The organism is Microcoleus sp. Pol17C6, from assembly GCF_036701145.1.
GTDB lineage: Bacteria > Cyanobacteriota > Cyanobacteriia > Cyanobacteriales > Microcoleaceae > Microcoleus.
Map to the genome: position 1 here is coordinate 57637 of NZ_JAUBQH010000023.1, position 24042 is coordinate 81678.

Annotated in this window: 16 protein-coding genes, 1 tRNA gene and 1 pseudogene; 9 read left to right on the plus strand and 9 right to left on the minus strand. The window is 46.9% G+C overall.

Annotated features, from left to right (window positions below; all coding sequences use genetic code 11):
• Positions 1–20 precede the first annotated feature (20 nt).
• From ccmS to QUA25_RS13655, 6 genes and pseudogenes are all read right to left on the minus strand, one after another.
• Entirely contained in the window at positions 21–452 is a 432-nt protein-coding gene (gene ccmS / locus QUA25_RS13630; RefSeq protein ID WP_333038598.1) for a beta-carboxysome assembly chaperone CcmS, read from the minus strand.
• A 155-nt stretch (positions 453–607) separates the two neighbouring features.
• Positions 608–2404: an ABC transporter ATP-binding protein gene (locus QUA25_RS13635; RefSeq protein WP_333038600.1), complete on the minus strand. Its 1797-nt coding sequence runs from the start codon at positions 2402–2404 to the stop codon at positions 608–610.
• Positions 2405–2506: 102 nt separating this feature from the next.
• Positions 2507–3130 (minus strand): annotated as a pseudogene (locus tag QUA25_RS13640) (RtcB family protein).
• 168 nt (positions 3131–3298) lie between these two features.
• Entirely contained in the window at positions 3299–3547 is a 249-nt protein-coding gene (locus QUA25_RS13645; protein ID WP_333038602.1) for a hypothetical protein, read from the minus strand.
• A gap of 353 nt (positions 3548–3900) precedes the next feature.
• A complete protein-coding gene (locus QUA25_RS13650) occupies positions 3901–5736 on the minus strand; it encodes an APC family permease (protein ID WP_333038603.1) in 1836 nt (611 codons plus the stop codon).
• A gap of 67 nt (positions 5737–5803) precedes the next feature.
• A complete protein-coding gene (locus tag QUA25_RS13655; protein ID WP_333038606.1) occupies positions 5804–6643 on the minus strand; it encodes a prephenate/arogenate dehydrogenase in 840 nt (279 codons plus the stop codon).
• A 38-nt stretch (positions 6644–6681) separates the two neighbouring features.
• Here QUA25_RS13655 and QUA25_RS13660 point away from each other — a divergent pair, with 38 nt between their 5' ends.
• The 6 genes from QUA25_RS13660 (at position 6682) to QUA25_RS13685 (ending at position 13525) form a co-directional block, all read left to right on the plus strand.
• Positions 6682–8244, plus strand: coding sequence for a pentapeptide repeat-containing protein (locus QUA25_RS13660; protein WP_333038609.1), 1563 nt, complete (start codon positions 6682–6684; stop codon positions 8242–8244).
• Positions 8245–8340: 96 nt separating this feature from the next.
• The gene (locus tag QUA25_RS13665) at positions 8341–9903 is read left to right on the plus strand and encodes a pentapeptide repeat-containing protein (RefSeq protein ID WP_333038611.1); all 1563 of its coding nucleotides are present in this window, start codon (positions 8341–8343) and stop codon (positions 9901–9903) included.
• Positions 9904–9982: 79 nt separating this feature from the next.
• Positions 9983–11512 (plus strand): pentapeptide repeat-containing protein, encoded by a 1530-nt coding sequence (locus tag QUA25_RS13670; RefSeq protein WP_333038612.1) that lies wholly within the window; start codon positions 9983–9985, stop codon positions 11510–11512.
• A 22-nt stretch (positions 11513–11534) separates the two neighbouring features.
• Entirely contained in the window at positions 11535–13043 is a 1509-nt protein-coding gene (locus QUA25_RS13675; RefSeq protein WP_333038614.1) for a helicase C-terminal domain-containing protein, read from the plus strand.
• Between the two features lie 65 nt (positions 13044–13108).
• A complete protein-coding gene (locus tag QUA25_RS13680) occupies positions 13109–13321 on the plus strand; it encodes a DUF2839 domain-containing protein (RefSeq protein WP_333038618.1) in 213 nt (70 codons plus the stop codon).
• 132 nt (positions 13322–13453) lie between these two features.
• Positions 13454–13525, plus strand: a tRNA-Val gene (locus QUA25_RS13685).
• 206 nt (positions 13526–13731) lie between these two features.
• On the opposite strand, the gene QUA25_RS13690 is transcribed toward QUA25_RS13685, so the two are convergent.
• Positions 13732–14535 carry a DnaB helicase C-terminal domain-containing protein gene (locus tag QUA25_RS13690; protein WP_333038620.1) on the minus strand — a complete coding sequence of 268 codons (804 nt, stop codon included), beginning with the start codon at positions 14533–14535 and terminating at the stop codon, positions 13732–13734.
• Between the two features lie 267 nt (positions 14536–14802).
• Here QUA25_RS13690 and QUA25_RS13695 point away from each other — a divergent pair, with 267 nt between their 5' ends.
• Together QUA25_RS13695 and QUA25_RS13700 are read left to right on the plus strand one after the other, a co-directional pair.
• The gene (locus QUA25_RS13695; protein ID WP_333038622.1) at positions 14803–15753 is read left to right on the plus strand and encodes a DNA polymerase beta superfamily protein; all 951 of its coding nucleotides are present in this window, start codon (positions 14803–14805) and stop codon (positions 15751–15753) included.
• 47 nt (positions 15754–15800) lie between these two features.
• Positions 15801–16562, plus strand: coding sequence for a nucleotidyltransferase domain-containing protein (locus QUA25_RS13700; RefSeq protein ID WP_333038623.1), 762 nt, complete (start codon positions 15801–15803; stop codon positions 16560–16562).
• Between the two features lie 183 nt (positions 16563–16745).
• Here QUA25_RS13700 and QUA25_RS13705 read toward each other — a convergent pair whose 3' ends face one another.
• Both QUA25_RS13705 and cobJ read right to left on the minus strand, forming a co-directional pair.
• Positions 16746–17528 (minus strand): hypothetical protein, encoded by a 783-nt coding sequence (locus QUA25_RS13705; protein ID WP_333038624.1) that lies wholly within the window; start codon positions 17526–17528, stop codon positions 16746–16748.
• Between the two features lie 521 nt (positions 17529–18049).
• Positions 18050–19804, minus strand: coding sequence for a precorrin-3B C(17)-methyltransferase (gene cobJ, locus QUA25_RS13710; protein ID WP_333038625.1), 1755 nt, complete (start codon positions 19802–19804; stop codon positions 18050–18052).
• 212 nt (positions 19805–20016) lie between these two features.
• On the opposite strand from cobJ, the gene QUA25_RS13715 reads away from it, so the two are divergent.
• Positions 20017–23952 (plus strand): cobaltochelatase subunit CobN, encoded by a 3936-nt coding sequence (locus tag QUA25_RS13715; protein ID WP_333038626.1) that lies wholly within the window; start codon positions 20017–20019, stop codon positions 23950–23952.
• Positions 23953–24042: the final 90 nt, after the last annotated feature.

The following is a 24042-nucleotide window of genomic DNA, read 5'->3' on the forward strand; positions in this document are numbered from 1 at the left end:
CACCGGATTTGATATAACTCCTATTTCATATATTCAACCATCTGCTGTTCCAGCTTAGCCAACAATGTATCAACATCTGTTGCGGCTTCCTCAAAACACACAGGAGGTTCAGGCTTAGGTTCAAAAAAAATTAACTTGATTTGACCTTCGCCGATCGCCAAAATCGCCACTTCTGTCTCAGGCTTGTGAGCGTTCAACACACCTACAACTTCCTGAATATGACTTCTCACTTGACGGTTCAACTCCTCAACCGCCTCTTTCTTACAATACACAAAACGCGCAGTTTCTGCAACATCAATTGCCAAAATCTCCTCGCTTTCCTCTCCCCTTTCCAGAAATAGCCCCCAAGCCAAAGCAGCCAATTCATTTTGATTAGCTTTCACGAATTTATCTAATTTGCGGCTCCAGCTATTTTCGTTGGGTTTGGACTCAGGGCTATCAAATAGAAACATTTTCTCTTCTTGTTTGTATAAACTAATATTTTACAGTCAGCAGTCAGTAGTCAGTTGGCAGTTGGCAGTTGGCAGTTGTCATTAGTTACCCATGCCCAATGCCCCATCCCTAATTACAAATTAGCAATTCCCAATTACCCAAAACCGCTGCGTTTCTATCTTATACCAGATTGCACGCGCCAGAGCGCCGCATAAATTCCGTCCTGTTCGATCAGTTGTTCGTGCTGCCCCGATTCTACCACTAGCCCCTCTTCCATGACACAAATGCAATCGGCATTGCGGACAGTAGAAAGACGGTGGGCGATCGCAATTGTAGTGCGATTCTTGGTAATTCGTTCGAGCGATCGCTGAATTGCCGCCTCCGTCTCGTTATCAACCGCTGAAGTAGCCTCATCCAGAATCAAAATCGGCGGATTCTTCAAAACAGCCCGCGCAATTGCAATTCGCTGCCGCTGCCCCCCCGACAATTTTTGACCGCGTTCCCCTACAATAGTGTTGTAACCGTCCGGCAATTGGGCGATAAACTCGTGCGCTTCTGCAATTTTAGCAGCATTTACTATCTCTAGATTAGTTGCCTCAAAACTGCCGTAAGCAATATTTTCTGCCACCGTACCGTGAAACAAAAACACATCTTGACTCACCAATCCGATCGCTCTCCGCAAATCTTTTAAATTCAGGTTATTTAATTCTATACCGTCGAGATAAATATTCCCGTACTGTACCTCGTACAGCCTCAAAATTAGCTTCACCAGCGTACTTTTTCCCGAACCAGTAGCGCCAACAATCGCAGTAGTTTTTCCAGCCGGCAGAGTCAAGGAAAAATACTGCAAAATCGGCTTTCTTTGATTGTAAGAAAATGTCACATTTTTAAATTCCAACTCCCCCTTAATCGAACTAACCGGCCGCCGAATATCACCCGTGCGAATTGCGATCGGAGTATCCAACAAATTCATCACCCGATTAGTAGAAGCCATTGCGCGCTGGTATTGATCCAGAGTATCTCCCAGGCGAGTCAGCGGCCACAGCAACCGCTGGGTCAAAAACACCAAAACGCTGTAAGTTCCCACCGACAACCTGCCCGCCACCACCTCCAAACCGCCCAGAAATAGCGTTGCAATAAACCCCAAGAAAATCACAACCCGAATCAGCGGAATAAAAGCAGCCGAAAGTACGATCGCCCGTCGGTTGCTTTCGCGGTAAGCTTGGCTTTGTGCTTCGATGCGCTGAATTTCATAATCTTCGGAAGTAAAACTTTTAATAGTAGTAATTCCTATCAAATTATTCGACAGTTGCCCGTTCAAAAAACTCACTTTTTCCCGCACGTCAGCATAGAGAGGAGCGAGGCGATTTTGAAACGCGATCGAACCCCAAATAATAAAAGGTATCGGCAGCATTGACAGCCCAGCAACACCAGGAGAAGCAGCAAAAAAAGCCGCGCCAATCACAACAACCGTTGTCATTACCTGAATCACCTCATTAGCGCCGTCGTCCAAAAAACGTTCGAGTTGATTGATATCATCATTGAGAATAGAAATCAAACCGCCCGTGCTGCGTTCTTCAAAATAAGCTAATTCTAATTCCTGCAAATGGCTGTAAGCTTCCAAACGCAAATCGTGTTCAATATCCTGAGCCAAATTGCGCCACAAATAATCATAGGCATATTCAAAAATAGATTCCAACGTCCAAACAACCGCGCTCAAAAGAGTGATAATTGCTAGTTGCCAAAAGACATCTTTTATGCCCCACTGAGCGAGGATAGAATCTTGCTGTTTCACCACCACATCAACGGCAATACCAATTAATGCTGGCGGTGCTAAATCGAAAAATTTATTCAGCAGCGAACAGATACTTGCCAGCCAAGCTTTCAGGCGGTAGCGACGCCCGTACTTCAGCAGCCGCTTTAGGGGATGGACAGGTTTTGATTGATTTGGTGATGCTTGAGAATCATTCATAGGGCATGGGGCATCGGAAATAGGGCCGAGAGTAAAAAATTAGTAGGGTGATCCGCGCGCACCTTACCCTTGTTTAATTTTTAATTCTCAAATGCCCTGTTCCTAGGCATTAAACGTTAACACTCGCTTTATTTTAGCGACTACACCAACTATTTGCGTCTCAACCTGAACGTCAATTACTGGTTGAATTGGCTTGTAAGCGGTTGGTACTTCTTCGATTCTGCGTTCTTCGCACCCGGCAATGGAATCTACGCCAGTTAATCCCAAAGCGGAGTCAGTTTTGTCAACACCTTTGCGACTTATATCGAAGCGCGATCGCGCCCGAACTACACGGTGAGAAGCCGATCGCAAAAATCGATCGTTTCCCGAACCAACCAGCAAAAAAGACGGCGCGCCCATCGAACCCGGTACAATTACAGGCTGACCGGAATGTGCGGGACAAGCGCCTTTGCCAGTTACCCAGCCGACACCTTCAGCTCAAGTAATATTGTGAGGCAAATCGTATACTAAGGGAGCTTCCACATCCCCGAAAACTTGCCACCAACGCCAGCCTAGAATTTCTGCTAGCAGCAAACGGTTGATAAAACCGTAATTAGCGGCTGTTGCTTCCGCTTGCAGGTAGCTGCTCACAAGTTCGGGATTTGCTGCGACAGACAGCGGAAAAAGCCTGGATTCAGGATGTTTCAGAGTTTTTGGCCAGGCCTCGCAAGCTCGATCGGGCCACATTCGGCGAATTCGAGTAAATCATGAAGCCGAACCGGTGGCCACCGGAATCACCATTCCTGCTGTTTCGACGATGCAATCGCCACTCCCGCATCCCCTGGATAGAAGTCAGGAGTAGCGCCAGCGCGACAAACGCCACCACCTTGAGGGTGACGAAATTCGCCAAACTTGCTAACTGTTTGAACGCTTGGCTTCCACAGGAAAATCCTCTGGGAGCAAAACTTTTGCTGTTTGAGCATCGGCATCTTGCCAGTGTTCATTCAAAGAACTATTGAGTTCTCTTGTGGCACTGGCATCTTGCCAGTGTTCATTCAAAGAACTATTGAGAGAAATAGAGTAGACTTTGGTGCTGTAACTAACATCCAGACTTGGCCGAGACAAAGCTCGCAAAAGCCTGTTCAAGTTTTTTGGCTGCTGCATAAATAGTCTGTTGCGGGTTGCATAGCAACCCCCAAAAGGTGAAGAGATTTTTGAGGGAACAAAAGACTTGGGTTCAGCAGGCGCAATCTTTTTTAAGATAAGTTGAAAGGCAACTTTTCTAATGAATAAATTTATGACATATCATTTTTGATATGTCAACCCTTTGATTGAATTTTTAATAAATATATACGATTTACCAAGTGGTTTCAGAAACCCGGTTTCTGCCTAGCAAAATCGCATCCAAACCAAAAATTTTGCGAAGAAACTGGGTTTCTGGGGCCAGCGCGTCGGAGCGCATTCCAGTCTTAATTGCGAGGAAGTACGGGCAATCGCCGGCGGTTGCCCATCCCTACTTAAAGAAAATACCTAACCGTTGTTACAACCCGACTTTTTTTAGCGCGCAAAGCCGCTTTCAAAAAGAAAGCAGTTTGATTGTGCAGCAGTCCCTCCCACCAATTTCTCGTCACAAAAGCCGGAATAATCAGCGTTAAATATACTCCCGGTCGCTGCTCTTCAAACAAAGTCAAAAAGTGAGTCAAAGCCTCACCAACAGAACGGTAAGGCGATTCCAGAATTTCCAAAGGAATGTCTGACTGCAAATCTTTCCAAGCTAATTGTAATTTTTCTCGATCGGTCAAACCAATATCAACGTGAACTGCAACAACTTCATCAGCAATTAAACGAGCGTAATCGAGGGCCTCGAAAGTTCCTCGGTGCAACTGCCCGACTAACACCACTGCCGGATGTGTCACCGTCTTAACTCTAGGTCTGCGAAGATAAGACCTCGGTTCTATTCCCTGAATGCTCAAGCGAGCTGCTACATACCGATAGTGCCGGTGAATAGCTAAAAATAGACTGACTACGATCGGAATAGTTACTACGACAACCCAAGCTCCCAAAAGGAATTTTGTAGCGAGAATTACAGCCAAAACTCCCGTTGTTGCCACTGCACCAACACCGTTCATCACAGCACTAAGTTGCCAACCTTTACCTCGTTCCTTAAACCAGTGAACTACCATTCCAGATTGGGAGAGAGTAAAAGAAGTGAAAACTCCAACCGCATACAGGGGAAGCACCGCGCTCGTATTGCCTCGAAAGATGATAATTAAAAGAGCAGCGCAGAAGCTTAGCAGATTAATGCCATTAGAATAAACCAGGCGATCGCCCAACAGCGACAATTGCCTCGGCAAAAACCCGTCCCGCGCCAAAAAATAACAAAGTCGCGGAAAATCCGCATAGCTCGTATTCGCCGCCAACAGCAAAATCAACAGAGTTGCTGCCTGCAAGTAATAGTAAAATATGCCGACTCCAAAAATTTGTTTCCCTAAAATAGAAAGGAGCGTTTCATGTTCGCTAGGAATTACGTGATAAATATTAGCTAGGTAACTAATTCCCACAAACATCACTCCCAGAATTACCCCCATATAGGTCAAAGTCAGGCTGGCATTTTTCCATTCAGGAGGCTTAAAAGCCAACACCCCGTCTGATATGGCTTCAACTCCTGTCAGGGCCGTACAGCCCGCTGCAAACGCCCGCGCCAGCAGAAATAATCCCAAAGGTTCCTTAGCTGGAATATTTTGTAATGTCGGCATAACATTACCTGTTGCCTGGTGATATAAACCCGTGGCAATCAAGATAAAAATTACCACGATAAACGCATAGGTAGGAACCATAAATATAGTGCCCGATTCCCGCACGCCCCTGAGATTGGCAAACATGACTAAGACAATAAAAAATAAGCATAGTTCGACTGTATACGGTTGCAGTGAGGGAACTGCTGAAGTCAATGCCGCCACCCCAGCCGAAATACTCACTGTTACGGTGAGGATGTAGTCAATCATCAGCGAAGCTGCTGCGATCAAACCGGGATAAATACCCAAGTTTTCTCGCGCTACAATGTAAGCGCCACCGCCGTTGGGGTACGCTTTAATTGTCTGTCGGTAAGACAGCGCCACGATAGCCAACAGTAAAATAATAATTCCAGAAATAGGCAGCGATAAACTCAAACTGCTACTCCCCGCTAGTAACAGTACCAGCAGAGTTTCTTGAGTAGCGTAGGCCACAGACGACAGTGCATCGGAAGCCAGAACAGCTAGTCCAGTAGCGTTGCTCAGCCGTTCATGAATAGATGCGCTAGTGGGGAGAGATTCACCCAGTAAAAATCGCTTGAGTCGAGAATAAGTGTACATTAAAACTCAATATACAGGCATCCACAAATCATAATCGAGACGGGAACCGTTTTAAGTAATTTTTGGATCACAATTTGTAATTCTGTCTCGCTTGTTGAGTCAGCTTCAGCTTGTGTTCCAGAGCTTGCCAATTTTCGGCTTCGATATCGCTGATGAACTCGTCGAGACTGTCGCGGTAAATAGAGAGCGATCGCAACAATTCCTCTCGATTGTACTTTGCCACCATCACTCCCAGCTCGGGATTGCCGCCGCCCACGCGGCTCGTGTCCCGAAAACCAGAACTCGCCAAATGTTGGGCTAAATTAACAATATCCCGATCGCCCTCTCGATCGCAGGCAGCAACCAGCGTCGCGCTCGCCATGAGCGGCAAATGAGAAATCCAAGCCACAGCTCGATCGTGTTCTTCCGGCTCACATCGGTAAACTTTAGCACCCAGCAACCGCGCAATTTCCTCAACCTTATCCACCGCAAGCGTCGGCGTCTGAGCAGTCGGCGTCACCACATAAGGCCGGCCTACAAACAAATCCGGCAGCGCCGCCTCAATTCCGCTTTCAGCAGTCCCCGCCATCGGGTGTCCCCCCACAAAATTCGGCCACAGAGGAGACACAGCCTGCACTATGGGTGCTTTTACGGAACCGACATCCGTTACAATAGTATCAGGGGAAAGATAGGGCACCAACTCTCGGACGATCGGCTCGATCGACCCCAGCGGCGTGCAAATAAAAACCACATCGGCTGCTGCCATCAGAGACAGGTTTATGCTGGCTTCATTGACAACACCGCGAGCTTGCGCCCGATCGCAAGTCTGCTGCCGACTCGAAACCCCAAAAACATTAAACCCGCGCGATCGCAAATCCAGCCCGATCGAGCCGCCAATTAAACCCAGTCCTACAATACCGATATTCATAGCAATAAAATGGGGATATTTGATACGGTGCCGCCCCCATGACAGTCGAGGAACTCCTGAAAAAATATGCCGCCGGAGAAAGAAACTTTGCCGGAATCAACCTGACTGAGGCCAACCTCAGCGGCGTCAACTTGAGCGGAGCCAACCTCAAGGGTGCGAATCTGAGTGTAGCAAACCTGAGCGGAGCCAACCTCAGCAAAACCAACCTCATCGGTGCCAAACTCAACATTGCCAGACTCAGTGGCGCCCATCTAGGCGGCGCCGACCTCACCGACGCCGACCTCAACGTCGCTTACCTAGTGCGAGTTGACCTCAAAAAAGCCATACTCATAGGAGCAAAACTGATCAGAGCCGAGCTGATTCGAGCCGAACTCAGTGGCGCCAACCTCAGCGGCGCCAACCTCAGCGGCGCAACCCTTACCGAAGCCACCCTTCGAGGAGCCAACCTCGCTCAAGCCAACCTTCGAGGCGCTCACCTCAGCGGCGCGTGCTTGACAGAAGCCAACCTCGAACAAGCCAACCTGCAAGGAGCCGACCTCAGCCGCGCCGACCTCAGCGGCGCCGACTTGCGAGGCACAGAACTGAGACAAGCCAACCTTACTCAAGCCGTACTCAGCGGCGCCGACCTCAGCGGCGTCAATTTGCGTTGGGCTATTCTCAGCGGCTGCAATCTCCGCTGGGCCGACCTGAGCGAAGCCAAATTGAGCGGTGCCGACCTCAGCCGAGCCGACCTCTGCCACGCCAACTTGCTGAATGCCAGCTTAGTTCACGCCGACCTGACAAATGCCTATTTGATCCGCGCCGACTGGATTGGAGCCGACTTAACCGGAGCCACCTTAACCGGAGCCAAACTTCACGCAGTTTCGCGGCTAGGCATCAAAACCGAAGGCATGACCTGCAAGTGGGTCGATCTCAGCCCCAACGGCGACCACAGCCAAATTTACTGGTTGAACTCGGGAGGAACCCACGAATTTTTTCACGAAACCTTGCCCACAGTTCGGATCGTGATTGACTCGCCTTTAGACCAAGGCGCTCATTTTGCGCTAGCTGCAACTTATTACCAAATTGCCCAACAATACCCGAGTTTAAGTCAGCCTCCCACGATCGAAGTCAGCTCCAGGCGCACCGTACTCGCATTTAAAATGGACAGCGACGATAAATTATTTGCCACCGCTTACGTTGCCATCATTCCTTTTAACGACGCTGCCACAACTCAAAAAAACCTAATAGCTTTGATGAAAATGATTCAATCCCACGATGCAGGCAAACTTAACGTCAAAGAATCTAAACACGTGCAGTTATGCAGCAAAGCTCTCAACCAAGCTATTAGCAAAGTAGATCAAATCAAAATTTCCAGCTCTTTTCCCAAAATCGGCGAAAGCATCAATTTCTTTCAAATTCCAACACAGATGATCTTAATTAATTCCCGAGATCAAAGACTCAGCGTATATCACCACCCCGCCTTCGGCAAGCGCCTGATTAAAAAATACGAGCCAAGTAACTCAACATCGGGTAAGTTAGCCGAAAGCACAAAATTGGCTCAAGCTAATATCACTAGCATTTTGGATTTTATAAAAGGCTTCCACAATATAGATGTCTAAGCATATTGCATCAAGTTACAAAAAATGCTTATTCTAGTTTAAAGGTTGGCACAACAAAGCTTTGTTCTAGCTAACACATCAGGGAAATCGAAAAGCATGGATGCCGAAGAACTCATCACCAAATATGCAGCAGGAGAAAGAGACTTTACTGCTATCCTCCTTTGCGAGGCAAATCTCAGCAGGATCGATCTCAGCGGGGCTAATTTCAGTGAGGCAATTTTGAGCCTTACCAACATGAGCGGCACGAATTTGTCAAACGCCAACATGAGAAAAGCCAAACTCAATGTTGCCAGACTCAGCGGTGCCAATCTGTACAAAGCCAACCTCAGCGGCGCTATCCTCAACGTGGCTAACTTGATTCGAGCCGACCTCCGCGAAGCCCAACTCGTCGAAGCTACAATGATCAGATCCGAACTGATCCGAGCCGACCTCAGCAATGCAAACTTGAGCGGTGCAAACCTCAGCGAAGCAGATTTGAGAGAAGCAACCCTCAGAGAAGCAAATCTAGAGCAAGCCGACCTCAGCGGGGCTCACCTGAGAGGCGCTTTTCTAACAGCGGCAAATTTGGAACGGGCTAATTTGCACAGAGCCGACCTCAGCAGGGCAGACTTGCGAGGAGTCAACCTCTGCAATGCCGAACTCAGACAAGCTAATCTATCTCAGGCAAACCTCAGTGGCGCTGACTTGCGAGGCGCTAATCTCCGGTGGGCTGACCTCAGCGGGGCGAACCTTACTGGCGCTGACCTTGATGAAGCGAGATTGAGCGGGGCCAACTTGTACGGGGCAAATTTGAGCAATGTCAATCTATTGAACGCTACTCTGGTACACGCGGATTTGACCCAAGCGAATTTGATTCACGCTGATTGGGTGGGCGCCGATTTGACGGGAGCGGCCCTGACTGGGGCAAAAATTTACGCGGTTTCTAGGTTTGATGTGAAAGCAGATGACATTACCTGCGATTGGGTTGACCTCAGTCCTAACGGCGATCGCAGCCACATTCAGCGCTTTACCCCAGAAGAATCTCAAAGGTTTTTCAATGCTACACCGCCGACAGTTCAAATTATTGTCGATCGACCCCTCGACCCGGATGCTAACTTTGTCCTGGCAGCTACCTACCGCCAAATTGCCCGTCAATACCCTGCTTTGAGCCATCCTCCCAGTATCGAAGTTAATTCCAGACGCACAATCATATCATTTAAAATAGAGCAGGACGAGCAACTATTTCCCACAGCTTTCGTTGCCATTATTCCCTTTAGTGATGCAGCATTTACTCAGAAAAATTTGATTACTTTGATCAAGATGATTCAACCCCAAAGTGGTAATAACCTGGGCGTCCGAGTCTCAAATATGGTAGTGCAATTAAACGTAGCCCTGACCAAAACAATGAGAAAAATAGGGGAAATGAAAATTCAGCCGATTCGCCTCGATCGCGAACCGATGTCAAGTTTTTTCCAATCGCCTACCCAAACTGTACTGGCTAACTCCAGCGCCGAAACTTTGATGATTCACTATCACCCAGATTTTGGCAGAAACTTGACAAATTTGCCGGGAGTCAACAAAACCTCTATCAGTCCTGCAATTAAAGCGCAAAGATTTACCACCCCGCCACTAAATACGGTCATTGAGTTTGTCAAAAGTTTTTATCAGCTCGGTGAGTAAATACTATAAATTAATTTGATATTATTTCTATTTATGCCATATAAAAGTTAGCCAATCGCCATTTTATTCAGGTAAACAAATGGAAGCTGAAGAACTGCTCAAACGATTTGCAATCGTCAAAAGATACACTGAAGGCGACAGAGATTTCACAGGAATCAACCTGAATGAAGCTAATCTCAGCCGCATCAACCTCAGCCAATCAAATTTAAGGGGGGCTAGCTTATTTGTCACCAACATGAGCGGCGCTAACTTGAGCGAAGCTAACTTGAGCGAAGCTAACTTGAATGTGGCTAGACTCAGCAGTACCAACCTGTCGCGGGCAATCTTAAACGGGGCGACTCTCAACGTAGCAAACTTAGTGAGAGCCGATTTAAGTGCAGCTCAATTAATCCGAGCATCCCTGATTAGAAGCGAATTAGTCCGCTGCGAACTCAGCAAAACTAACTTCAGCGGCGCAAACCTGACTGAAGCAGATTTAAGAGAGGTAAAACTGACGGAAGCTAACCTGTGCGGTGCTAATCTTTCCGGTGCAAATCTCAGAGGTGCTTCGGCTGCTTCAGCTAACTTCCAAGAAGCTAACTTGCATGGCGCGGATTTGACGAAAGCAGAACTTAGCGGCGTCAATTTGAGCAATGCTGATATGAGACAAGCTTCTTTGCAACAGGTGAATCTCAGCAGTGCCAATTTGAGTGGAGCTAACCTAAAATGGGCTGATTTGACGGGAGCTAACCTCAACGGCGCCGATCTGAGCTGTGCTAAATTGAGCGGAGCTAACCTTAACGGAGCAGATTTAAGAAATACTAATTTAGGAAGTGCTAGTTTCGTTCACGCTGATTTGACAGAAACCAATTTGATTAATGCAGATTGGGTGGGCGCTGATTTGAGGGGAGCAACTTTAACAGGAGCAAAACTGTATTTGGTTCCTCGATGTGGCATCATCGCAGATGATATTACTTGCCAGTGGGTTGACCTCAGCCCCGCAGGCGATCGCACTCAGATTCAACAATTTAATTCGCCGTCAGAATCGAGAAAATTTTTAAATCACACGCCTGGGTTAGTGCAAATTATGGTTGACGCACTTTTAGACTACTCAGCAAACAGCACTTTAGCAACAGCTTACAGCGAAATAGCTCGGCATTACCGGGCAATGAATTTTCCTCCCAATATTGAAGTCGGCTACCGCCGCACTACTCTAACTTTTAGATTTGAGAGCGATGAGCATTTATTGCCAGCAGCTTTTTTAGCGATTCTTCCTTTTAAGGATGCTGTACAAACTCAGAGAAATATTATGGTTATTGGCAAAAATATCGAAAGTCAAAATTTGGAGGAAAAACGAATAGTGCAGTTGCGTAAGGCATTGAGTACAGCTACAAATAAATTAAATGAGTTGATTAATTTACTCTCTAATATATCACGGGTGAGTCAGCCAACAAAGTTTTTTGAGTCCCCTACCCAAACTATTTTAATTAGTTCGGGACAGGAGAGTTTGATGGTTAATTCTCACGGGAATTTTGGGAAGGGAGGTACAAGTCATCAGCACAGTAAATTCAGTTTGCCTCTCGGTCAAAAAGTAGTTGATTTTCTGGCCAGTTTTGATTATGTTGAGTGAGAAATGTCAATTTTAAAACCGATTGATTGAGGTAGAAGTCCACAACTCATTGCTCCGCTTCCTGCGATCGCACTCCGAGCCGCACTGGCCACACCATTTAACGATGGCGCGGCTCGTGGCGCGGGCTTTGCGCTTGGGGCGCAGCGCTCTAATTCAAACGGGGCTTCCCGCTGGAGCTTACCGACAGCGGTATCGAGTCAGCTATTTGATGCCGATTTTGATGTGGCCGGAGCCTGTGATTTTAGTGGCGCCGACACCGCTGATCGAGCATTTGAGAGCAGTGGAAATTCCGCGTTTGCAAGAGTGGCTGCAAACAGAGGGGTCGATCGAGACTTATTCCGATCGTGCCACTGGGCGAGGATTGATGCTAGCAGATCCGCAGTCTTGGCTGGCGGCTCGCTTGGCGGGGAATTCGGAACTTCACAAGAATATTCCGACAATTATTGACGGTGTGGATGACTTGGAAGTTTGGACGCGCCAGCAATTGACGGCAGGTTTGCAACCGGGTGACTGGAACGATTTAATGCAATCTCAGCCTTTGGAAGCCGATGCAATCCTCCAAGGGCGGGTAATGCTAACGCGGGCTTTCTTTAAGCATCCGGCGAAACCAGAGGAGTGCTATTTGCTGGAAACGGCAGAGCAAAATATTTTGCAGGGGCTGTTTGAAAAAATCGAGCCAAACCCCCTAATTCCGGCTGCTTGGAGCAATTTTTGGCAGCGGTGGGAAACAAACGGAAAACTGCGGTGGGCGGAAATTCATCGGGAGGCTGGGTCATTTTCTCTGTACTGCGCGCCGGTGCAGGTGGCTGAGGTTTTGAGCAAAATTTGGGACGATCAGCCGGTGGTGTTGATTGGTGGGGCGGTGGATGTGGAACCGAAGGCTCCGATTTTCCGGGAAATGTTGGGGCTTCCAGAATTGACGAGCGTTAAGTTTTCGCCCGATCGACAAAATGAATTAATTCAACTGTACATTCCCAACTGGCTGCCGCTGCCAAATACGCCGGAATTTCAGGGTGTTTTAATGGAAGAAATTCGGACTTTGCTGTTGATGAGCGCGTCGGTGGCGGGTTTAACTGTGCTGATTGTTGGTGATGTACCGCTGAAGGCTCGGCTGGCGGCAATTTTGGCTTCTGAGTTCGGTTCTCGGGTGCAGGTAGAAAAGACTGATGTGGGCGAGAATGCGATTTTGGTGACGGGGTGGGAGTTTTGGCGGGAACATCAGGGGGAATTGAGGGCGCCTCACTTGCTGGCGATCGCAACTTTGCCGCTACCTTCTTTGGAGAATCCTTTGGTGACGGCGCGTGTGGCTTATTATAAGGAACGGCGCAAGGATTGGTTTCGGTTGTATTTACTGCCGGCGGCGCTGAATGAATTGCAGCGGGCGATCGCGCCTGTGCGAGAACGTCAAGGGGTTGTGGCGATTTTCGACAGCAGGGTGATTCACCGCAGTTATGGACAGCAGGTTTTAGCGGCTTTGAGTCCTTTTGCGAGGATTGATTATTTGGATACGACTTGGCTGACGCAGGCTTGAGATGACCTGTTGGCGTATAATTTGGTTAGGTATCCAGTTGAAATCTAATTTAGTAGACAAAGATTATGGGTGAAGCTAAGCGTCGCAAAGAGTCGATCGGCGACGAATACGGTAAAGAAGAACGCATCGTTCCCTGGCTGCCAATCACGAAAACCCAAAGCGAAGATTTTGTCAAGTGGACAAGTCGCGGAAGCTGGATCGGGATTAGTCTTTTGGTGGCTTGGTGGATTGTAGTGCGGTTTGTCGGCCCGTCGGCGGGTTGGTGGCAGGTTAACTGATGCTTATTTGAGTGCGATCGGGCAAAAGTGCGATCGCACGTTATGTCGAGTTTAACTCTGAAACCAGCGGCTGATTTTTTTTTGCAATTTTAGTTGCTAATTGGAAGTCAGTATGTTATGGTAGTTATCTGCGGGCGATTGGCACAGTGGTAGCGCGCTACCTTCACACGGTAGATGTCGCAGGTTCAAATCCTGCATCGCCCATATTCTCACAACTATATCTATTAAGAGTTACAGGGATTTAGAGCAGGTTCGTGGCTCTTTTCTTTTTTCATTTTTCTATCAATTCGTAAGGTGCTCATTGCGCGCCCTACAGATTATTCGTAGATAGCTAACCGTAGGGTGCGCTAGGGGGGGAATTCTTAGTTTGTTGTCGTCACATTCTGCCCGAATCGCACCCTACAAATTTATCATTTTATAATACTTATGAATGAGCCTTTTTCTGGATTGAACCAGCATTTAACTGTACCCATATCACCGTTTCTTTGCTTGCGAACTATCACCTCTATCTTGCCATTTTCGCTTGACTCTGGGTTGTAATAATCGTCGCGATACAGACACAGGGCGAGGTCTGCATATTGTTCGATGTCGCCACCTTCCTTCAAATCCAACAGCAATGGGCGCTTGTCATTGCGACTTTCGACGCCACGATGTATCTGAGCTAGTGCTACAAAAGGCACATCAAAATCCTTGGCAATCGCCTTGCACTGTCCTGCAAGCGCTGCCACATCCTGAGCGCGGTTTACTGCGCTTCTTTCTCCTAATAATTGGAGGTTATCTAGTATCACTAAGCCGATTTTTCCGTAATCTTGTTCGACGCGCCGAAGGAGGCTTCTCATTAGTGCTGGTGTTAGGCTAGGGCCCGAAGTGTCATCGATAATTATTGGTAATCCCGATAGGTCTCCGATTGTGGATGCCAGCTTCTCCGATTCTTCCTCGTAGATTTTGTTCCACATCAGTCTTTGAGAATTTATCCCCGACGCCATCGCCAGCATCCGCTTTGTGAGGGCTTCTTTAGACATTTCGGCACTAAAAAAGACTACCGGCAGTTTGTATTTTTTGGCTATTTGTAGAGCCAAATGTATCGCAAACCAGGTTTTCCCCATTGAAACCCTGGCGGCAACAATGATTAGATCCTTTCGTACCATCCCCCCAGTCATATCGTCCAAATCTAACAGCCCTGTTAAGTATCCCGGTGGGATGTTTGTATCCATTATTTTATTTTTAATTAATTAAAATTTGTATAAATTTACCTCGTTTTTTACCTTTAAATCAATAATTTTTGTCACGCTGAGAATGTGATTTAGATCACTCAATTTCGATTAAGCATAGAAGCCTTATTTAACAATAGTTTTAGCGATTTGTTAGGAAAGCAAGCGCATACCTACGCCAAAACTAGCGATCGCCCAAAACCCCCATTTCTTATACTACACATATGCTACACTAACATTGTAGCTCGTCTCCCCCCAGGAGGTTTCCTCATGGCAAATGCCAATATTCCTCAAAATTTCAACTTAATCCTACCCACAGGAACCCAAATTGTCACCAGAATTGAGGTCAAAAAACCCGCCAGCGACCAATCTTGGAAACCGGGATTAGTAGGTGTAATCGTTCAATCGCCTACCGACAATTCCCACGCATATTTAGTCAAACTCCCAGACGGAACAGAAGTTAGTCTGCGGCGGCACGAACTCAGCATCCGCAAGCAGTTTCAGAGCGAAGGATTGCAGTCAGGAGGAGATTTTTTAGCAGAATACAACCTCTATGATTCTGTAATTTACCGCTGCATTCTTGGTTCGAGAGCTTATGGTCTTGATAACGAGCAATCCGATACAGACAGACGCGGGATTTACCTGCCACCGGCAATACTTCATTGGTCACTTTACGGCATTCCAGAACAATTGGAAAACAAGAAAAATCAGGAATGCTATTGGGAACTGCAAAAGTTTCTAGTTTTGGCACTAAAAGCTAACCCAAATGTGCTAGAATGTTTGTACACGCCTTTGGTAGAAACGGTTTCTCCGGTCGCACAAGAATTGCTGGAAATTAAGGAAATCTTTCTTTCTCAATTGGTTTATCAAACTTACAATAGCTACGTTTTGTCTCAATTTAAAAAGATGGAGCAAGACCTCCGCAATACTGGGGAAATTCGTTGGAAGCACGCGATGCACTTAATTCGCTTGTTGCTGTCAGGAATTACGGTGCTAAAGGAGGGGTTTGTGCCTGTTCGCGTGCAGGATTATCGATCGCAACTTTTATCGATCCGCAACCAAGAAATATCCTGGGATGAGGTGAATCAGTGGCGGTTGAGTTTGCACGGTGAGTTCGATCGCGCTTTTGCTGCAACTTCCTTACCGGAACGTCCTAATTACGAGAAAGCGAACCTATTTTTGATTAAATCTCGTAGAGGTGCGATCGAAATCGGATCTTGAAATCGCTTCTTGTCAAACAAAGCCGTCGCAGAGGGGGACTGAAATAAATGACAGAATACATTTCCGATTTAGCCCCAATTATCTCCGTTCAACCTTATCCGCTGCTGTTTGCGACTGTCAGCGGTTCGCACTTATACGGCTTTCCTTCCGCAGATTCTGACTTCGACTTGCGGGGAGTACACATCTTACCGCTACCGAAAGTAATTGGACTGATTTCTGCTGAAGAAACAATCGAAGTGTCGGAAGTTCGGGATGGAATGCAACTCGATTTAGTAACTCACGATATCAAGAAATTTTTTGAGATGCTGTTGAAGCGCAACGGCTACGTGCTAGAACAACTGTATTCGCCGCTGATAGTTTACAGTACAAAGGAACACGAGGAATTAAAGGATCTCGCCTCGAACTGCATTACCAAGCACCACAGCCACCACTATCTCGGTTTTGCTAAAACTCAATGGAAATTGTTTGAGAAAGAACGCCCGCGTCGGGTTAAGCCGCTGCTGTATGTTTACCGGGTGTTGCTAGCGGGGATTCACTTGATGCAAACGGGGGAAGTGGAGGCGAATTTGGTGAAACTTAACGATAAGTTCCAGTTGTCGTACATTCCTGATTTAATTGCTCGCAAGCTGGCTGGGGAGGAAAAATCAGTGCTCGAAGATACAGATATAGAATTTTATCAGCAAGAGCGCGATCGGCTAATCAATATATTAGAAGATGCAAGTTTTAGAAGTCATTTGCCGTCAAATCCTAATGCAAAGGTTGCTCTTAGCGATTTTCTGGTAAAGGTAAGGATGTCATCTGTGAACTAAGCTGTTCCACGTCGAATTAGTCTTTTGGTGCCACAAGCAGCCTATATATTAGTCGTTTTGTGCGCCGAAGATCACATAATATCCAGTCAAGGACGCATTAGTAAAAAAGAAACCGGGTTTTTTCTCTTAATCAAAACCCATAATGCAGTATTTGCGTCGTCCCTAAACCCGGTTTTAAGTGATTCACTGTAATAGATTTGTGTTGGCTGGTTGCGGAAGAGCAGGTAGATCGATATTTTGATCCTCGGTAACTTGTGGGTTTTTTCCGGGTATGTAAATATTCCAACTTACCCCGCCTACATATGTTTTGATATATGAAATCAATGCGTGGATAAATACAACGATGCCCAGCATTTCTAAAAACTCTTCAAGGGTCGTTACTATCACGTAAGCTACATTCTCCTGTCCCATTGTAGAAGCTATGTATCCCCCTGGCATTTCCATCCCCATTGCTCCTCCAATATAAAGAGCGCAGGCTGCAAAAAATAATTTTTTTGTGGAAACAGGAAGGTGGAACACAAACTTACTGTAGGATAAGAGAAATATCGCTACTAGAACAGCAAACGGCACAATCCAAGTAAAGTAAAGAAACCCTGTTGCATTTAGCACGCCTCGCAGGCCAATCAAATGTTCGTGCAATTGACCCAGTTCGTCTACAGATAGAGCTAAAAATATGAATGATAAAATTTTCCAGTGATGCTTGTAGCGATCGCTATCCAAATTTTTCACATGGGCGATCGCACCCAGCAACACAGAACTAAACAGCAATGCCAAAGATGAGTATATAGCTGGAACGTTCACCTCGCCATCAACGTTGAATGCCATTGCCAAGAAGTCTCTAGACGGGTAATCCGGCAAGAAGTACAGACTCATCCGAGTCAAGAAAGATAGTACAACGAGACAGCCCACCACTCGAAGCAAAAATTGGGTTACAGCTCCAGGAGCTAGAGGAATTTGGAATTTCATGTTTTTTTAACCGCTTCCTTAACCTTTTGTTAAAGCTATTTTATCATAAAGCATCTTAATTCTGTATCTGTACAGACCTAAAAGACTCATTTTCGTGAAGCTAATTTTTTTTAGCGATAAGATTATCTTAAAATTAAATAATGTAGCAGACCTCGATCGCCCTTAATTTTATTCTGCTATATAAAAAATTTTTATTTCCTGAGATGTAAATTAGATATCTCTAAAAATCAAGCTGAAACCCTTACTAGGGTTGAGTCTAGTTCTAAATTCGCTCAATGTCTGCGAGAAAAACTCGGCTTCCTGAAGCCGAGCTCCCTCATTACCGAGGATTTCTGTAATCAAAGGTGATCGCATCTCAATCGAGTGTGAAAACCATAAGATGAAATAACAGGTGGATCGCGATCGAGTGATTCGCCGCCATTAGTTAACCTAGACTTCCCCCAGCGAGATCAAAAAATCTCCTTGTCAAAGTCAATTAGCTTTCAGTCAATTGCTGATTTCCTAAGTTTTTGCTGCTTTACTTATTTGTCGTACCTGCGCGGCGTATAAACCCAAACATCTCCATATTTGCGGGGAATAATCCGAGTTTGACTCGAACCGACAATAACTAAAGTTCTCATGTCGGCGTCTTGCGGCTGGAATTCGCCGAGGGTGCAAACCCGCACAGATTGGCCTGGGCGGCCGAGGTTGCGCCCCAATATGACGGGGGTTTTAGCATCGCGACTTTGCAACAAAATCTCGATCGCTTTTCCGAGTTGCCAAATCCGCTGTTTCGAGATGGGATTGTAAAATGCCATAACTAAATCGGCCGCTGCTGCTGCCGAAATCCGCTGTTCAATGACCTCCCAAGGCTTGAGAATATCCGAAAGCGAAATCACGCAAAAATCGTGTCCAAGGGGAGCTCCGATCGCAGCCGCGGCCGCCTGCATGGCTGAAATGCCCGGTGCCACCCGAATATCGATGCCTTGCCATTCGGGTTTGGCCTCAAAGTCGATCGCCTCAAACACTGCCGCCGCCATCGCAAAAATACCCGGATCTCCCGACGAAACCACGGCGACAGATTTTCCTGATGCTGCTAAATCTAGGGCAAAACGCGCGCGATCGATCTCTTCGCGGTTGTCGGAATCGTGCCGCTTTTGTCCTTCCCGCAGGGTTCCGGCTAAGTCGAGATAGAACTTGTAACCCACCCAATCCGTGGCTTCGCGCAAAATTTCCTTAACCTCCGGGGACATCCAGGGCGCGCCTCCGGGGCCGGTACCGACGATCGCCAGTTTGCCGCGGCTAACTCCGATCGCCCTAGCATCAAAAGGTTGGGCGGCCAGGGCGATCGCGCAATTCAGGGATAAAGTGCGATCGCATTCGATTAACTGACTGTTTGCACCTGCTGCTGTCAGGGCAATTTGTGCAGCCTTATTTTCGATGAATTCAATTGAGTCTAATTCGACAAGTTCGGAGAGATTGAAAAAGCGGACGGGGACTTTAAAATATTGTGAAACTGCTTCAAGTGCCGGATTTCCCATCTCTTCTTTTAATGCAAAAAATCCAGCAACAGAAGCTGCTGCCAAATTTGTTTTTGCCAGTAATTCCTGCACGCAAAACAGGGATATTTCTGGCTGAACATTCGATAGATTCGCGAGTGCAACTGCTGCAATTTGCGGATGGTAAACCAAACAATCTGGCGTCGGCGCAATTGCTTTTTCGGTGACGCGGATAGTTAATTGGGCGTCGGGCGCGATCGGCAAATTGCTCTCGGAAACCCAGCTTGCAGCCCCTTCTAGGCGTACTTTTGCCCCGGCGAGCAAATTTGAAATAAAAGTCTTCGCGTTCTCTGGATTCGCTAAATAATAGCCTTGGGGAGGACTCAGCAGCGCGGTGCGAAACCGAATATCTCCGGTGGTGGTAATTGCAGGTTGTACGCCGAGGGCTGCTGCAATCTCTCTGGCCAAATCATTAACGCCGTGCAAACCGCCCAGCAGCGGTACGACGGCGCTTCCGTCTTCTGCGACGGCTAAAACTGGCGGTTCGGCGCGTTTGTCTGACAGCAGCGGGGCGAGGGTGCGGATGATTATTCCGGCGGCGCAGATGCTGATGATTGGGGTTTCTGTTGCAAACAATTCCCGCAATGTTTCGCCGAAGTTGCTAAAGTTGATGTCTGTGTCGTCCGTGCGATCGATTAAACCGTAAATCTGGGAACCGGGGAAATGTGCGGAGATTTTTTTGGCGATCTGCAGGCTGTTTTGACCTAATATAACTATTGCGGGAGGAATTCGATTCACGGTTTTAATTATGTGTGTGTTTGGAGTGGTTTAATTATTTTAATTTTTTGTTACTTTACGAATAAATATTTGACGACGAATCGCGAAGGCGCGAAGAAAAGTAAGAAGTGAAGCAAGTAGTTTTTCTGTTTTATTAGTGGCACAGGCATCTTGCCTGTGATTTTCTGCAATTAGTCTATCATTAAAAGAAGCAAATATTTCGAGGTAGGGCTGTGAAACGCATTGTCTTAATTGCAGGGTTTGAATCTTTTAATGCTGATTTGTACCGCAAAGCTGCCGAGTCGGCTGTTTCTGGCTGCCAGGGATTGGAAGTACGGGTTTTTAGCGATCGCGCCCTCGCAGACGAACCTGACGCTGTGGCAGCCGCCCTCTCGAATGCTGATGTGTTTTTCGGGAGTTTGCTGTTTGATTACGATGCGGTAATGTGGCTGCGAGAAATGGTGCAACATATCCCGATTCGCCTGGTTTTTGAGTCGGCTTTGGAATTGATGAGTCTTACTCAAATCGGCGCTTTTAAAATTGGCGACAAACCGAAGGGAATGCCGAAGCCGGTTAAGTTTATTCTGGATAAGTTCAGCAATGGGCGAGAAGAAGATAAGCTGGCTGGTTACATCAGCTTTTTGAAGGTTGGGCCGAAGTTATTAAAGTATGTGCCGGTGCAAAAAGTGCAGGATTTGCGTAACTGGCTGATTATTTATGGTTACTGGAATGCGGGCGGTGCGGATAATGTTGTCTCGATGTTTTGGATTATTGCCGAAAAGTATTTGGGGCTGAAAGTTGCAGAAATTCCGCCGCCTGTGGAAACTCCCAATATGGGTTTATTGCATCCTGATTATAATGGTTATTTTGAATCGCCTCGGCAATATTTGGATTGGTATCTGAGTCATCAAAGTGCTAGGCGCGGGCAAGGTCCCAGTTCCACAAAAGAGGCTAGACATCTTGATAGAAAAGGTTATAACGGGCAAGATGCCCGTTCCACAAAATTTGAGACTAATTTGTCGGAAAATTATGACCAGGTTTCTAACGGGCAAGATGCCCGTTCCACAAAATTTGACACCAATGGGTTCCAAAATTCATATCAAGTAAAATCCCCTGTTGTGGGCATCTTGCTTTACCGCAAGCACGTTATCACCAAGCAGCCTTATATTCCTCAATTAATCCGCTATTTTGAAGATGCGGGAATTGTGCCTTTGCCGATTTTTATCAATGGCGTTGAGGGCCATGTGGCGGTGCGGGATTGGATGACGACTGCTGATGAAACTGCGCGCCGAAAACAAGGCAATGTTGAAACTCTTTCGCTTTCTAAAGATGCTGTGGAAGTTGATGCGATTGTTTCTACTATTGGCTTTCCTTTGGTTGGCGGGCCTGCTGGTTCGATGGAGGGTGGAAGGCAGGTGGAAGTTGCTAAGCGCATTTTAACTGCTAAAAATGTACCTTATTTTGTGTCCGCACCTCTGCTGATTCAGGATATCCATTCTTGGACTCGTCAGGGGATTGGAGGTTTGCAAAGTGTGGTATTGTATGCTTTGCCTGAGTTGGATGGCGCGATCGATCCAGTGCCGCTGGGCGGTTTGGTGGGTGAGGATATTTATCTGGTGCCCGATCGCGCGAAACGCCTGACAAGTAGAATTAAAAATTGGGTGAAACTGCGGCAAACTCCGCCATCTGAAAGGAAAATTGCGATTATTCTCTACGGGTTTCCTCCCGGTTACGGGGCGGCGGGTACGGCTGCTTTATTAAATGTACCGAAATCGCTGCTAAATTTCCTGCACAAACTTCAAGCAGCAGGTTATACAGTTGGAGAAATTCCGGCTGACGGGGAGGAGTTAATTCGCAGGGTGAAGGAGGCGGATGATGCTGCAACCGCAGATGGGGGCGGATTAACGGGGATGAACGCAGATGGGAGGGGAGGGTTTGGCAATACTGTTAATGTCAAAAAGCTGGAGAAGTGGCTGGGGTATTTGTTAACAAGTCGTATCGAGAAACAGTGGAAATCTTTAACGGGTACGGGCATTAAGACAGAGGGCGACGAGTTCCAAATCGGTGGCATTCAACTGGGGAATGTTTGGATAGGTTTGCAACCGCCGCTGGGGATTTCGGGCGATCCCATGCGCTTAATGTTCGATCGCGATTTGACGCCTCACCCTCAATACGCTGCTTTTTACAAGTGGCTGCAAAATGATTTGCAAGCTGATGCTGTGGTTCACTTCGGAATGCACGGTACTGTTGAATGGTTGCCGGGATCTCCTCTGGGAAATACTGGCTATTCTTGGTCGGATATTCTGTTGGGAAGTTTGCCGAATCTTTATATCTATGCTGCTAATAATCCATCGGAATCGATGTTAACAAAACGGCGCGGTTACGGTGTTTTGATTTCTCACAACGTGCCGCCCTACGGCCGCGCTGGCTTGTACAAGGAATTGATGGCTTTGCGGGATTTGATTGCGGAATATCGAGAAGATACTGCAAAAAATTATGTGCTGAAAGAGGCTATTTGCAAGAAAGTTTTAGATAGCGGTTTGGAGGCGGATTGTCCGTTTGATGAGGCTCGCAAGTTGGGTATTGCTTTTAGTTTTGAGAATGTGGGAATGTTCAGTGCTGATGCTTTTAACCGCTATCTGGTGAAGCTTTACGAGTATTTGCAGGTGGTTGAATGTCGCTTATTTTCTTCGGGTTTGCACGTTCTCGGGGAACCCCCTAATTCTGAGGAAATGACCTCTTATCTTGAGGCTTATTTTGGGGATAGGTTATCACAGGAACAGGTGAAAACAATTGTTTCGCAAACAAGCACAGGCAAGATACCTGTGCCACAAGAGGGGTTTGGTGGGGCTTTTGAGGAGGGTTTGTTGGTGCGGGATTTGTTGTTGCAAACTACGGATGAGTTGACTAATCTTTTGCGGGGTTTGAATGGGGAATATATTCTGCCTGCACCGGGCGGGGATTTGTTGCGGAATGGGGCTGGGGTGTTGCCAACTGGCAGGAATATTCACGCTTTAGACCCTTATCGGATGCCTTCTCCGGCTGCTTATGAAAGGGGGCGCGAAATTGCTCGGAAAATTATTGAGAAGCACCTTGAGGAACATGGGAATTATCCTGAGACTGTGGCGGTGATGTTGTGGGGTTTGGATGCGATTAAGACTCGGGGCGAATCTATTGGAATTCTGCTGGAATTGGTGGGGGCTGAACCTCTGAAAGAGGGAACTGGCCGCATTGTTCGCTATGAATTAAAACCGTTAGCTGATGTCGGTCACCCCCGGATTGATGTGTTGGGAAATCTTTCGGGGATTTTCCGTGATAGCTTTGTGAATATTATTGAATTGTTGGATGATTTGTTCGTGCGGGCGGCGGATGCTGATGAACCGGAATCGCAGAATTTTATTCGCAAACACGCTTTAATTTTGCAGGCAAAAGGTGTGCAGAATTATTCCGCCAGGTTGTTTTCTAATCCGGCTGGGGATTTTGGTTCTTTGGTTAACGATAGGGTTGTGGATGGTAGTTGGGAATCGGGCGATGAGTTGGGGAAAACTTGGGAAAGTCGCAATGTTTTTAGTTACGGGAGGAAGGATAAGGGGGAAGCGAGGCCGGAGGTTTTGACTCAGTTGTTGCAAGGGTGCGATCGCATAATTCAAGAAATTGATTCTGTTGAATACGGTTTGACTGATATTCAAGAGTATTATGCGAATACTGGTGGTTTGAAGAAAGCCGCAGAAAAGCAGCGCGGCAAAAAGGTTAACACGAGTTTTGTAGAAAGTTTTTCTCAGGATACAACTCCGCGCAATTTAGAAGATTTGCTGCGCTTGGAATATCGAACTAAGTTGCTAAATCCTAAGTGGGCTAACGCGATGGTCAATCAAGGTTCTGGCGGCGCTTATGAAATTTCGCAGCGCATGACGGCGTTAATTGGTTGGGGCGGAACGGCTGATTTTACTGATAGTTGGGTTTACGATCAGGCGGCTGATACTTATGCTTTGGATGAGGAAATGGCGCGGAAGTTGCGGGAGGCTAATCCTGAAGCTTTTCGCAATATTGTCGGCAGAATGTTGGAGGCTAACGGGCGGGGTTTTTGGCAGCCGGATGCGGATAAGTTGCAGCAGTTGCGCGAGTTGTATGAGTTAACTGATGAGAAGATTGAAGGGGTGACAGTGTAGTTTTTTTAGTTAACTGGTTCCTAGGCTCTGCCTGGGAGCCGATATCCAGAGGCTCTGCCTCGCAAGCTTCCATGAAAATTAGAGGCAGAG